Source organism: Lactobacillus sp. ESL0230 (assembly GCF_003692805.1).
Classification (GTDB): domain Bacteria; phylum Bacillota; class Bacilli; order Lactobacillales; family Lactobacillaceae; genus Lactobacillus; species Lactobacillus bombicola.
In genome coordinates, this window is record NZ_REHI01000006.1 from 885,883 (window position 1) to 899,205 (window position 13,323).

Annotated in this window: 10 protein-coding genes, 8 tRNA genes, 1 rRNA gene and 1 riboswitch; of the genes, 5 read left to right on the forward strand and 14 right to left on the reverse strand. The window is 35.4% G+C overall.

What is annotated here, in order from left to right; all coding sequences use genetic code 11:
- Positions 1–14: 14 nt before the first annotated feature.
- Entirely contained in the window at positions 15–1,658 is a 1,644-nt protein-coding gene (locus F5ESL0230_RS06090; RefSeq protein ID WP_122022017.1) for a polysaccharide biosynthesis protein, read from the reverse strand.
- Between the two features lie 98 nt (positions 1,659–1,756).
- A complete protein-coding gene (gene leuS / locus F5ESL0230_RS06095; RefSeq protein WP_122022018.1) occupies positions 1,757–4,171 on the reverse strand; it encodes a leucine--tRNA ligase in 2,415 nt (804 codons plus the stop codon).
- Between the two features lie 404 nt (positions 4,172–4,575).
- On the opposite strand from leuS, the gene F5ESL0230_RS06100 reads away from it, so the two are divergent.
- Positions 4,576–5,214: a phosphatase PAP2 family protein gene (locus F5ESL0230_RS06100; protein WP_369931601.1), complete on the forward strand. Its 639-nt coding sequence runs from the start codon at positions 4,576–4,578 to the stop codon at positions 5,212–5,214.
- Positions 5,215–5,273: 59 nt separating this feature from the next.
- On the opposite strand, the gene F5ESL0230_RS06105 is transcribed toward F5ESL0230_RS06100, so the two are convergent.
- The 7 genes from F5ESL0230_RS06105 to F5ESL0230_RS06135 all read right to left on the reverse strand — a co-directional run bounded on the left by F5ESL0230_RS06105 (position 5,274) and on the right by F5ESL0230_RS06135 (position 8,701).
- Positions 5,274–6,722, reverse strand: a complete 1,449-nt coding sequence (locus F5ESL0230_RS06105; RefSeq protein ID WP_122022020.1) for an MDR family MFS transporter — start codon at positions 6,720–6,722, stop codon at positions 5,274–5,276.
- A 6-nt stretch (positions 6,723–6,728) separates the two neighbouring features.
- Positions 6,729–7,931, reverse strand: coding sequence for a methionine adenosyltransferase (gene metK, locus F5ESL0230_RS06110; protein WP_122022021.1), 1,203 nt, complete (start codon positions 7,929–7,931; stop codon positions 6,729–6,731).
- Positions 7,929–8,012, reverse strand: a riboswitch (SMK box riboswitch). (Overlaps the previous gene by 3 nt.)
- A 58-nt stretch (positions 8,013–8,070) precedes the next feature.
- Positions 8,071–8,143 (reverse strand) — tRNA-Val (locus tag F5ESL0230_RS06115).
- 6 nt (positions 8,144–8,149) lie between these two features.
- Positions 8,150–8,221, reverse strand: a tRNA-Glu gene (locus F5ESL0230_RS06120).
- A 105-nt stretch (positions 8,222–8,326) separates the two neighbouring features.
- Positions 8,327–8,399 (reverse strand) — tRNA-Val (locus F5ESL0230_RS06125).
- 7 nt (positions 8,400–8,406) lie between these two features.
- A tRNA-Glu gene (locus F5ESL0230_RS06130) sits at positions 8,407–8,478 on the reverse strand.
- Between the two features lie 150 nt (positions 8,479–8,628).
- Positions 8,629–8,701: transfer RNA gene (locus F5ESL0230_RS06135), tRNA-Val, on the reverse strand.
- A 162-nt stretch (positions 8,702–8,863) separates the two neighbouring features.
- Between F5ESL0230_RS06135 and F5ESL0230_RS06140 the strand changes: the two genes are divergently transcribed.
- From F5ESL0230_RS06140 to F5ESL0230_RS06150, 3 genes are all read left to right on the forward strand, one after another.
- A complete protein-coding gene (locus F5ESL0230_RS06140) occupies positions 8,864–9,178 on the forward strand; it encodes a hypothetical protein (RefSeq protein WP_122022022.1) in 315 nt (104 codons plus the stop codon).
- Positions 9,179–9,223: 45 nt separating this feature from the next.
- The gene (locus F5ESL0230_RS06145; RefSeq protein WP_122022023.1) at positions 9,224–9,682 is read left to right on the forward strand and encodes a hypothetical protein; all 459 of its coding nucleotides are present in this window, start codon (positions 9,224–9,226) and stop codon (positions 9,680–9,682) included.
- A 199-nt stretch (positions 9,683–9,881) separates the two neighbouring features.
- The gene (locus F5ESL0230_RS06150; RefSeq protein WP_122022024.1) at positions 9,882–11,489 is read left to right on the forward strand and encodes a DUF4428 domain-containing protein; all 1,608 of its coding nucleotides are present in this window, start codon (positions 9,882–9,884) and stop codon (positions 11,487–11,489) included.
- Positions 11,490–11,613: 124 nt separating this feature from the next.
- On the opposite strand, the gene F5ESL0230_RS06155 is transcribed toward F5ESL0230_RS06150, so the two are convergent.
- The gene (locus F5ESL0230_RS06155; protein ID WP_118896383.1) at positions 11,614–12,012 is read right to left on the reverse strand and encodes a type II toxin-antitoxin system HicB family antitoxin; all 399 of its coding nucleotides are present in this window, start codon (positions 12,010–12,012) and stop codon (positions 11,614–11,616) included.
- 40 nt (positions 12,013–12,052) lie between these two features.
- Positions 12,053–12,235 (reverse strand): type II toxin-antitoxin system HicA family toxin, encoded by a 183-nt coding sequence (locus F5ESL0230_RS06160; RefSeq protein WP_122022025.1) that lies wholly within the window; start codon positions 12,233–12,235, stop codon positions 12,053–12,055.
- A 566-nt stretch (positions 12,236–12,801) separates the two neighbouring features.
- Between F5ESL0230_RS06160 and F5ESL0230_RS06165 the strand changes: the two genes are divergently transcribed.
- Positions 12,802–12,890 (forward strand) — tRNA-Leu (locus tag F5ESL0230_RS06165).
- Positions 12,891–13,018: 128 nt separating this feature from the next.
- Here the strand turns inward: F5ESL0230_RS06165 and F5ESL0230_RS06170 are convergent.
- The 3 genes from F5ESL0230_RS06170 to rrf form a co-directional block, all read right to left on the reverse strand.
- Positions 13,019–13,108: transfer RNA gene (locus F5ESL0230_RS06170), tRNA-Ser, on the reverse strand.
- A 6-nt stretch (positions 13,109–13,114) separates the two neighbouring features.
- Positions 13,115–13,187: transfer RNA gene (locus tag F5ESL0230_RS06175), tRNA-Asn, on the reverse strand.
- Positions 13,188–13,198: 11 nt separating this feature from the next.
- A 5S ribosomal RNA gene (rrf, locus tag F5ESL0230_RS06180) occupies positions 13,199–13,315 on the reverse strand.
- Positions 13,316–13,323 lie beyond the last annotated feature (8 nt).

The following is a 13,323-nucleotide window of genomic DNA, read 5'->3' on the forward strand; positions in this document are numbered from 1 at the left end:
AAACTCAACGATTTTTATGCTTTAATATGTAATTTTTGCAGTATTAGCACGATCTTATCGCCCAAAATTCTCTGAGCTAAATTCGATTTAATTGCTGCTATGCTGTAAACTACTGCACCAATAACTACAGAAACTAGAACAATTACGACTGCCTGCCAACGATTAGAAACTTGTAAGAACAGCCCTAATCCTTTTTCAGTTATTAAAACCGCTATAAACATCATTATCGAAAAAACAGTAATACCAATAAAACGTCTACTTGTGCGATTTTGGTTAAAGTCGAATGTAACGCGCAAATGCCTAAGAGCAAAAAAGATAATAGTAAGCATCCCCAAATTAGTTGCAATCAAAGGACCATAAATTTTAAATAAATAAATCATTGGATATTGCACAACTAATTTGATAATCAATCCTAAGACTAAATACTTAATAGCTAACGAATTTTCTGAAAGTCCCTGTAAAATAGCCATTAATACAGTAAATAGCCCTAGCGTAATTGCTGTAAAGGATGACAGATACAACACATTCGATCCCAACTGATCAAAGCCATAAAAAATTGTATAAATAGGTGTTGAAATAGCAGCCATCCCAAAAGCAGCTGGTATCATAATAAACAAGAACAAATCAAGTGTGTTGCTTACTTGCTCAGAAATATTTTTGATATCTTTTTTAGCTTTTGCTGCTGACAAAAGTGGAATTGCTGTTACCGCCATAGCACTGGCTAAGGATACAATAATCATAATTAACTTATTAGCATTAAGTGCAAATAACGCATACCAAGTTTCAATTGTATTATCACTGGCTTGCACCAAACTGGCAATCATTGGATGAAAAGTATACTGGTCAACCAAATAAAATAACTGAATTCCAGCATCAATAATAATAAAGGGGATGGCTTGAGCAATTATTTCTTTAAACAGTGATAATGTAGAAACTTGAATTTGCTTATTTGAGTTTTCAACTAAATAATTGACTTCTTTGCGTCTTGACAGTAAAAACCAAACTAAAATTGCAATACCAAAAATAGCGCCTATTGCAGCTGCCAAGTTGGATTGAACAACTGCACTAACAAAATCCCCATGTTGCACTTGCATGATTATATATGCCGTTAAAAGCATCCATATTACACGAGCCAATTGTTCGATAAATTGTGACATGGCTGAAGGCATCATATCAGCATATCCTTGAAAATATCCCCGCATAATACTTAACACAGGAATAACTAAAATTGCATAAGACAAGCTACGCATTACTGCAACTTGTCTAGGATCACTACGTGATCCATTTGAAGCTAAAAAGGGGGAGGCAAAATACATAATGCCTGCCGAAATTATTCCCATAATAACCATTAAAATTAATCCACGACGAAATAATTTTCGACCTACTCCATATTCATTTAATGCGTTATATTTTGCTACCTGTTTAGCAACAGCGCCAGGAATACCAGCAGTTGAAATCAAAATAAAAATACTATAAATATTGTAGCTTCTAGCTGTTAATGCATTAGCAATATTACCATACTGCCCCATCCAACTGAACCACGGAATAATGTAAAGCGCACCTAAAATACGTGAAGTAATAGAGCCAAAAGTCATCCATGCACTTCCCTTAATAAAGGTGTCTTGCGTGTTGGGTTTGGTTAAATTATTTTCTTTCATTAATGTTTCCTAAATCTAATGTACTAATAACTATCTTATTTTGAATCAACAGTTATAATTAACAACAACTATGATAACTACTTTAGGAAAAATTAACTTTATTTAGCTACAATATTGACAATTTTGTTGGGTACAACGATTATTTTTTTCACGTCTTTACCGTCCAAAAACTTTTGAACATGTGGTAAAGCCAATGCTTCTTTTTCTACTTCAGCTTTAGGGCTATCTTTTGCCACCTTGAAATTGCCCCGCAATTTACCATTTACCTGAACCATAATTTCAACATTAGTTTCAATTAACTTTGCAGGATCATAAGTTGGCCATTTAGCAAATGTGATAGATTCTTCATGACCCAAAATTTGCCAAATTTCTTCCATCATATGAGGAGCAATTGGCGCAACTAATGTAATAAAGCCTTCAGCATATTCCCGTGGGATTGTTTGCACCTTCTGCGCCTCATTCACAAAAACCATTAATTGAGAAATTGCCGTATTAAAGTGCAGGGCATCAAAATCTTCAGTAACTTTTTTAACCGTTTCATTATAAACTCTGTCTAGTGCACCATCATTATCTGCTACAATATTTTCCTTTGGAATTGCTTCAAGATCAAGATCGTTAACAAATAAACGCCAAATCCGGTCTAAAAACTTCTTAGTTGAAGCGGGACCATTATCATCCCAATCAATTGAAGCATCTAGTGGTCCCATAAACATCTCATACATTCTAAGACTATCTGCACCATATTCTTCAATCACTTCATCTGGATTGACAACATTTCCCTTCGACTTAGACATTTTTTCATGATCTTTTAAAATTAAGCCTTGATTATAAAGCCGCTTAAATGGCTCTTCCTCTGGTACAACTCCCAAATCATATAAAACCATGTTCCAAAATCTTGCATAAAGCAAGTGGCGAACGGCATGTTCAGCCCCACCAATATATAAATCAGTCGGCATCCACTTTTTAAGCAATTCATAATCGGCTAATTTTTGATCATTGTGAGGATCAATATAACGCAAGAAATACCAGGAAGAACCTGCCCAATTAGGCATGGTATTAGTTTCACGCTTACCTTTACGCCCATTTTTATCTACCACATTAACCCAATCAGTTAAATTAACTAAGGGGCTCTCTGGTGTTCCAGAAGGTTTAATGTCAGTTGCATGGGGCAAGACAAGTGGTAGCTCATTTTCAGGAACTAAACTAGTTTCACCATCTTCCCAATGGATAACTGGAATCGGCTCGCCCCAATAGCGCTGACGCCCAAATTCCCAATCACGTAACTTATAATTGACCTTTTGTTGACCAACATGGTGTTCTTCCAACCAAGCCAGCATTTTTTCCTTAGCATCGGCAATGTTTAATCCATCTAAAAATTCAGAATCAAAATGGACCCCATCAGCTGTGTATGCTTCTTGATTAACATTTCCCCCTTTAATAACCGCTTTAATTGGTAATTTGAATTTTTGCGCAAATTCATAATCCCGCGTATCGTGGGCAGGTACTGCCATGACAGCTCCCGTACCATAACTTGCTAAAACATAATCGGCAATCCAAATTGGAATCGGTTGATCATTTACCGGATTAATTGCATAAGCGCCAGTAAAAACACCAGTTTTATTTTTATTAAGATCGGTTCTCTCTAAATCAGACTTTGATTCAATTTCTTTTAAATAGTCCGCTACATCTTCTTGATGCGCTGAAGTCGTAATCTGTTTAACTAGTTTGTTTTCCGGTGCTAAAACCACGTAAGTAGCACCAAATAAAGTGTCAGGTCTAGTAGTAAATACATTAAAGGTGGCAGCTGAATTTTGCACCTTAAAGGTAATTTGTGCACCTACCGAACGGCCAATCCAATTACGTTGCATTTCTTTAATATTTTCTGGCCAGTCAAGATCATCTAGTCCGGCTAAAAGACGATCAGCGTATTTAGTAATGCGTAACATCCATTGCTTCATATTGCGTCGATAAATTGGAAAGCCACCACGTTCAGTTTTACCATCAACAATATCCTCATTGGCAACTACTGTCCCTAAATCTGGCGACCAATTGACTGGAACTTCAGCTTCATAAGCCAAACCATTTTTATACATTTGCTCAAAAGTCCACTGTGTCCATTTATAATATTTTGGATCACTAGTAGAAACTTCACGATCCCAATCATACGAAAAACCTAATTTATTTAGCTGACGCTTAAAATTAGCAATATTTTCCTTAGTCACAATTGCAGGATCTTGACCAGTTTGCAAAGCGTATTGTTCAGTGGGCAACCCAAAAGCATCCCAACCCATTGGGTGAAGAACGTTATAACCTTGACTCCGTTTCATCCTTGAAATAATATCAGTAGCAGTATAGCCCTCAGGATGCCCAACATGTAAACCCTTGCCAGATGGAAACGGGAACATATCTAAAGCATAATAATTTTTGCGTTTTGGATCTGCTCCTGTTTTAAAAGTATGATTTTTAGCCCAATACTTTTGCCACTTTTTTTCAACAACCTTATGATTATACATAATTTACCTCATAAAAAAAATCCTATGAAACATCATAGGACGAATAATCGCGGTACCACCTAAGTTTCACGCTTCTAGCGTGACCCCTCATTGCTCCTTAACGCGGATAGCATACGTTAGGTATTACTCAGGCTAAGTTCACTATCTATTCTGCAAGTCTTACACCACCCGACTCTTCTCTGTAGCAAAACAAAATAGTTACTAGTTCCCAATCCTTTGCTTAATTAATGATTATAATTTACCACATTTACTAAAAAAAGCAAAGAACTAAAAATTTCTATTAATTATCAGCTTTCGCTATTTGATTTTTGGTGTTACCAATCGCAGGTCATGACCTACTTTATTTTTTAATGAATAATGATTATAATTTAACAGAAATGCAAAAAAATAAAAGGAGAAAGTTATTGATTACTGACAATCATTCAAAAAAAGATGCAATCATACCGGCTACTATTTTTTTAATTTTATATTCGGTTTGGGCAATGCTCGTTGCATCTGGAACCCAGTTTATCCATCATTTCGATCAGAATATTATTGCCATCATTTGTAATAATAATCCTGCCAATATCAAATTTTCTACAACATTTACAGTTATAGGAAATACAAGTGTTATAACATTTATAACAATTATCATTTGCTTAATTTTATTTATTTTTAAAAAATACGCTTATATGTATTTTACTGCTGGCACAATGATTGCCGCAAATGGCTACAACTGGATTAGTAAGCATGCAATTGCACGTCCTCGTCCTTCTGTGCACCATCTAGTTGAAGCGCATGGTTATAGTTTCCCATCTGGTCACTCAGTTGGTAGTGCCACCCTCTTTGGAATTCTAATTGTTTTAACACTTTTATTAGTAAAAAATAAAGCCGTAAAAACTATTCTCTGTATCGTTTGGCTTTGCTTTCCGCTTTTAATCGGTTACACTAGAATATTTAATCATGTGCACTATCCTTCTGACGTACTAGGCGGATTTTTAGAAGGAATTACTTTTGTCCTAATAGGATATTCTTTTTTATATCATTATCATTTAGAAAATTAAAAAGGCGTCAACCAGTTAATGGTTAACGTCTTTTTTGTTATTCTATTTTACTTTATCAATTAATGTTGTTGCTTTTTATAAATAAAATTGAAAATAATTGATAGACCAATTGCTACTAAAGAAATAAAATAAACACCCTTTAAGCTATTAAAGAGAACTTGTCTTAACTGCGGAATAAGATTAGGTGCTAATTCTTTTGCTTTTTCAGCAGAGACAATTTTATTCATCATTGCTTGAGTCAATTCTGGTTTCTTAGCTATCTGACTAGTAACTACCGTATTAAAAGTAATTCCATATATCGATACTAACATTGTCTGACCTAGATAGCGCATTAAGGTATTAAAAGATGTAGCAACTCCAACATTTTTTGGCTCAACTAAAACCTGCGACCGTACTTGTGCAGCCGTGATAATTGAACCAAAACCAAAGCCATTCATAGTAGCAATTACACAAAAGAGCCAAAATGGTGTTTGCAAAGGTAGCAAAAGTAATAATACATCAGCAACTAAAAGTAGTGCTAACATTCCAAATAAAGTTCTCCGTATACCCCAGCGACTCAATATTGCACCAATTACAAATGAACCCACTACCCACATTACCGAACTAGGAGTGACAGCAAAACCAGCCACAGTTGCTGAAGTACCGTTAATCCCCTGCATCCAAGTTGGAATATAAAATTCAAAACCAATAACAACACCAGAAATTAGTAATGTTATCATATTTATGGCTTGAAACTCGCGATCTTTTAAAATCGATAGCGGCATAATAGGATCAGTGGCATGCTTTTCTACTATATAAAAGGCAATCGCACTTATAATAACAAAGGCGATTAGCAAGCCAACAAAAATGGGATTTAACGAACTCAATTCTTGCAGGGTAAACATTAATGCCAAAAGCATTGTAACTAACCAAAATGTGCCCTGAATATCCAATTTATTTCTCTGTTTTTCTCTTGCTTCGTGCAAGAAGATCACTACCAATACAAAGGCAACAAAGCCAATTGGAACATTGATATAAAATACCCAGTGCCATGACAATTTTTGTACAATAAATCCACCCAAAAGTGGTGCAATTACTGAAGCTACACCCCAAAAACCAGAGTTAAGTCCCAGCATCTTGGCCCGCTTATCAATGCTATATAAATCAGCAATAATGGTCATAGCAACTGGTTGAACTGCACCTGAACCTAATCCTTGGATAACGCGGAATAAAATCAATTCAATCATATTATTTGCTTGACCACATAGAGCAGAACCAATAACAAATAAGGCTATTCCAAACAAAAAAATAGGTTTACGACCAATGCTATCTGCTAGTTTTCCATATAGAGGAGTTGATACAGCAGTCATAAAGAGAAAGATAGAAACCACCCAATTCATGATTTCTAAACCATTAAGATCAGAAACTATTGTGGGCATTGCCGTTGAAACTATCGTCCCTTCAATAGCAGTCATAAAAGTGGTCATAAAAATGGCAAGTGTAATTATAGGTACATTCGTTTTTTTCAAAATAATCTATCCTTTATTTTTTTTAATATAATTCAATATATCTTGAACTTTATCTGTTTTCTCCCAAGGTAAATCAATATCGGTACGACCAAAATGACCATAAGCAGCCGTCTGCTCATATATGGGCCGACGCAAATCAAGCATGTTAATAATTCCTGCTGGCCGTAAATCAAAAACGTGCCGTACAGCTTCAGTTAATAATTCATCACTTACTTTACCAGTTCCAGCAGTGTCAATCATAATTGATACTGGATTAGCCACACCAATTGCATAAGCAAGCTGCACTTCGCAGCGATAAGCCAAACCCGCTGCTACAATATTTTTTGCAACATAACGAGCAGCATAACTAGCACTACGATCAACTTTAGTTGCATCCTTACCTGAAAAGGCGCCTCCACCATGACGTGCATAGCCACCATATGTGTCAACGATGATTTTTCGTCCAGTTAGTCCAGAGTCACCTTTAGGACCTCCAATTACAAAACGACCAGATGGGTTAATCAAGAAGGTAGTTTGATTATCAAGATACCTAGCAGGAATAACTTTTTTAATCACTAGGTTAATCATTGCCTGTTGAATTTCTTCATTCGAAACTTCAGCATCTGTTTGCGTTGAAATAACAACAGTATCAACGCGTTTAGGCTTATTGTTTTCATCATATTCAACTGTGACTTGAGCTTTAGCATCTGGCTCTAGCCAAGTTAAAGTATTATCCTTACGTAGCTTAGCTACTTGTTGCATTAATTTATGGGCTAAGGAAATCGGCAATGGCATTAATTCAGGAGTCTCTTTGACGGCAAAGCCAAACATTAAGCCTTGATCTCCTGCCCCAATTTGATCTAAGCCATCAGAACTAGCCTTATTTTCACGAGTTTCTAGCGAGTGATCTACGCCTTCAGCAATATCTGCTGATTGCTCATCAATATCTAACAATACAGCACAGTTATTGCCGTCAAAACCCAATTCAGGCTTATCATAACCTATTCTTAAAACAGTCTTTCGAACAACTTTTTGAATATCAACGTATGCACTAGTTGATATTTCGCCAAATACATAAACAATACCGGTGTTCACAATGGTTTCACAAGCCACATGGGCATCAGGATCTTGGGCAATAATCGCATCTAAAATTGCATCTGAAATTTGATCAGCAACTTTATCAGGATGACCTTCAGAAACTGACTCTGAAGTAAATAAACGTTTTTCCATAATAGTCCCCCTATAGATTTAAATAGCTCTTCGGTTACAAGGCATCTCCAACATTGGATCCTTTCAGGACTTGAACCGATATAATAAATTCGTTCTTACTACAAAAAAAGACTACCGCAGATTCGGTAGTCTAGAACGATGGAGGATACAGGGCTCGAACCTGTGACCTCCTGCTTGTAAGGCAGATGCTCTCCCAGCTGAGCTAATCCTCCAAAGTGTGACCCGTACGGGATTTGAACCCATGTTACCGCCGTGAAAGGGCGATGTCTTAACCACTTGACCAACGGGTCAGATGCTGAATCCGAGTAAATTCAACTATTAGCTTAGAAGCTAAAATTAAAAATACGCGCACCCAATTATATTATTCCATAAATAACGCTAATTACCGTTATTTATGGAGGATACAGGGCTCGAACCTGTGACCTCCTGCTTGTAAGGCAGATGCTCTCCCAGCTGAGCTAATCCTCCAAAAAGGTGACCCGTACGGGATTTGAACCCATGTTACCGCCGTGAAAGGGCGATGTCTTAACCACTTGACCAACGGGTCGTGTTCTGAACCAGAAGCACATTCAATAGTATACTAAATAAGAAACAAAATGCAAGAGTAAAACTTAAAAAACTTAATAATTTAACTAATAATTGCAAAAGCAATTCTTTACATAAAAAAAGATGTATTCCTACATCCCTCTAATTATAATGGAGGATACAGGGCTCGAACCTGTGACCTCCTGCTTGTAAGGCAGATGCTCTCCCAGCTGAGCTAATCCTCCAGTTATTAATAATTGCTACTCTTAAAACTTTAGCATAAGATTTATTTTTTGTCTAGAATTTTTTATTTTCAGAGGGCATATTCATTTTTTAAAAAATATGAGAAAATTATTGCTTAGGAAAACAATTTTGCATTGTCATATCTACTTATTAAGGAGGATTAAATGCTCTATTTCTTGAAAAATACTTTTACTAGTATCACTTTTTATCAATTTTTTCTTGCTCTCTTACTCATTATTATTCTTTTTCATTGGCGCCAGCAAGCCTTAAGTCTACTTAAAAGAACCTTTTACCTTGGTAACACTTTTAAACAGCACTATCATTTCTTACAGTCAGCTTGGTTTTGGCTGGGAATTGGCTTTATCTTATCCACATTGTTTTTCAGTTTAGGCCTAAATTTAACAAACAATGATGTTACAGCAATTGCAACTATTGTAATTAATTCACTTACAGCACTAGGAACACTGGCAGCTGTTTAGACAAACCTTTATCTTTACCATAAAGACTCCCAAAAGAAAGTAGCAGTGAATATTGTCAGTACTTATAGTGCTCAAACACGCGATAAAAACGCTGATATTAATTTTGAAGCCTATGCAATTAATCTTTCCAAATTCACTTTAAGATTAAAGTTTGCTGGTTTCATACTTTCCGATAGTTATGGTAACTATGATGTAAAAGGTGGCAGCGAGCATGCAGAATTGGTTAAAAACGGCGGTCAGACTAAAATTTATTTTGCGCATAATCATAGTATCCAGCAAATTTTGAAAAAAATACAAGTTCAGCGTTTAGCTAACTATTCAACTGAACAATGTCAAGGGCTTAATCAAGATCAATTCAAGTTAATTGCTGTTTTTCATGAAGAAGACAGTACTGAGCAAAACTACTCTTTTACAACAAATATTGATTTGACTACAGCTACGTTTTGGCAAGAAATTAAACATTCCGCTAGCTCAAAGCAAAGGCGGCAACAAAAACTTAGATAAATATAGTTACATTTACTTTATAATATTTATGCTTTTGCAGTTCCTAGAAATGTTAATTATATTTTGGAAACATATATCGATGCCTTAAGGCAAAACCGATATAATTTTTGATATTAATGTAAGCGCTACAATAAAAACAAATGTAATTTTATAAAAAATAAGATAATACCTACTTAATTATTAATAAGGAGAATTAATTATGGCAAAAAAGAAATGCGGTATTTGCGGTAAAGAGTTGGGCTTTTGGGATAACAAAATGCCTTTGAAAGATGGTGTAATTTGCTACCCTTGCCTTTTTAATAAAGGTAACTTTTATGGCGGTGCTGATCAAAGACATATGAATGGTTTTTTAAATAGCCATACTGCTGCAGAAATAAAAGAATTAATGGATAATCCGGTAAAATTAGAGATCATCAAAAGAAAAGTTGCCCCTGTTAATCACCATCACTGTAAACCTATAGCACAATGTGCACTCTGTGGACAAGACATTTATAAAGACGATGCTCCTTTGGAATTCAAAGATTCTGCCTATATCTGTTTAGACTGTGCTGCTAAGTATAGAGCTACTAAAGCATATAACTGGGCTTCTGAACATACGATTGAAAATTTCAAAGAATCTATTAATCAAAAAATAGATTTTAATGATATCAATTTTAAAAATGCACATAATGCACATAAGGAACTAAAAGAAATAGAGCAAGAAAAGGCAAAAAAGAAATGCAATATTTGCGGTAAAGAATTAGGCTTTTGGAGCATTGAGCATCCTATAAAAGATGGAATAATTTGCGACAGCTGCTTTGAAAAAGGTAGCTTTTATAAAGATACTGATCCTAAAAAAATACGTAAATTTTTGCAGACTAAAACTGCCATAGAGATCCAAAAGTTGATTAATAATCCAGAAGAATTACAAAATATTAAAAAGAAAGTTGCTCCTAAAAAGCATAGCTTCCCTCCTATAACAAAATGTGCACTTTGTGGTCAAGATATTTATCGTAGTGACGCTTATCTAAAGTTAAAAGATTCTTCCTATATTTGTGCAAACTGCAAAAAGAAATATAATTTTACATCAATTAGTAAATCTATTGACTGGGCCTCTGAACATACAATCGATGATTTGAAAGAATATCTTGATCAAGGTAAAGATTTTAGTGACATTGAATTAGAAATAGAACAACAAAGACAAAAGAGGTCAGCAGAGAAAGAACAAGAAAAGGCAAAAAAGCAAGCAGAAAAAGAAAAAAGAAAACAAGAACAGGCCGCCATAAAAGCAGAATCTGTTTGCTATGGGGCCTACTACTTTAATATTAAAAAAAGAAAGATTTATTCAAATACGGTATTTCATGGGATAGAATTTTTCGTAAATGCTGACGAGATCGTTTCATATCGTGTGAATGAAAAAGGTCATGACAAAAATAAACATCATGTCTTCACTCGTGCAGCTGTCGGTGCCATCATTGCTGGACCAGCCGGTGCAGTTATTGCCGGCACCACTGGTGGAAAAATAAATGAATATATTGATGAGCTGGGCGTAATTATTAATCTAGCTGATGGTAGCAATTTTGAAGTTAGTCTCTTAAACGCTAAAAATAATAAGGCAGACGGTTTTTTTGTTAGACATGCATATTCAGAATTAAACCATGTCATTGCAATTCTAGATGGCTGGAAAGCCACGAAAAAAGCCGTCGAAGATACCAAGGATAACACTGATGCCCCAGCAGAAATACGCAGATATAAACAACTAATGGACGATGGCATCATTACCCAAGAAGAATTCGAGGCAAAGAAGAAGCAACTGCTAGGACTTTAATGCGTCGCACACAAAGCCAGTGACAATAGACTTTGAACATCTTTTGACATTTACATCACATCCTTTCAATTTGAAGTAAAAAATAAGCAGGCTCACGCTCTGCTCATAATCAGTATAGTTATTTTTATATGCCTAATTCTTTTTCTAAAGCCTTAGACATAAGCTTACTATAATTAATATTTTTCTTATCTGCTGCATCAGCAAGATATTTAGGTATAGTAAGATTTTTTCTAACTTTCTCATGTTTTACTGTACTTTCAATTTCTGCTTTTGTTACTTCAAAAGGTAATTGAAAAGCCTCATCGTATTCTGAACTATTAAAGTCAACATGTTTTTTTAGTTCAGTAGGCTTAGGAAAATTTGTTTTACCATCTAAAGCTAGAATTAACGCATCTTTGCCGTAATTGTAAGCTTCAGCAGGAGTTGCACCAAAAGTTATTGCTTCAGGAAAATCTTCAAATTTAACTTCCCAAACATTATCTGCAATATTATGTAATAATGTCCCAAAATATTTATACGTCATTTTTATACCTCTTCTCTCATAGGAGTACACCAAACAAGGGTCATCTAAGCCCTGCTTGCTTCATCATGGAATGTTCAATTCCTTTAGGCAATTCTCGTGAATGCATTGGAACTATAACCTGTCTAGTTCCATTTCTGTATTTTGCATGAGAGCCTGTTTGTGAAACTTTTACAAAACCATTTCTTTTTAACAGTTTCACAAATTCTTTTGTTTTCATCGGCATTGGTGTTCCCTCCTCGCAAAAATTATTATGCATTATAAGTGCATAAAAGTAAAGAAATATTTTGAAAAAATTATATTTTTTCAAGAATCTAAAATATTGGTACGGCTACATATTTATCAAGCTTGGCATGTGCTAACGCACACGGGATCACCCCCACATCAGTGGAGAACACTAATGATATATATAAACTACGTAATCAAAATTTTTACTCAAGAAAAATTTGAAGCCAAGAAAAAACAATTGCTAGGACTTTAATCTATTGTCCACAGTGCCAGTACACAAAAAATTATAATATACAAAAAGCCGTAAGATAAAATCTTTGCGGCTTTTTTATTAAAACTATTATTATTAATAGTGACCCTGCAAAAAAGACAAAGTGCATAAGATTGGATTACGCCACAAGCAATCCTACAAAAGGGCTAATAATGCTTAAAAAAATTATACAATCCAGAAGTGACATTGAACATAATGTTGTACAAACTTAAATAGTTACTTACTTCTACTAAAGAAGATACGATAACACAATACACATATTTCAAGGCTACTATTATCGACTTTCATTACTTGCTAGGGTGGCGGAATTGGCAGACGCACGGGACTTAAAATCCCGAGGTTGGTGTTTTCAACCGTACCGGTTCGACTCCGTTCCTCGGCATATAATGACGCACCCTTAGCGCAACTGGATAGAATATCTGATTATAAATTTGATTTTTTACATTTGCCGTGCGAAAGTAAATAAAAAGGCTAGATACATTGCTGTATTAGCCTTTCATTATTATATAACGGAGTGTGAGAGATTTGAACTCTCGATACAGGTAAAGCCCATATACATGATTTCCAATCATGCTCCTTAAGCCACTCGGACAACACTCCAAGAAACTCCGGCTGTCAGACTCGAACTGACGACATCTTGATTAACAGTCAAGCGCTCTACCAACTGAGCTAAGCCGGAATATTAAAAAAGCACGGCAACGTCCTACCCTCGCAGGCAGTCTCCCACCAACTACTCTCGGCGTTAAGAAGCTTAACTTCTGTGTTCGGCATGGTTACAGGTGTTTCCTTCTTGCTCTTGCCACCGTACTTCTTTT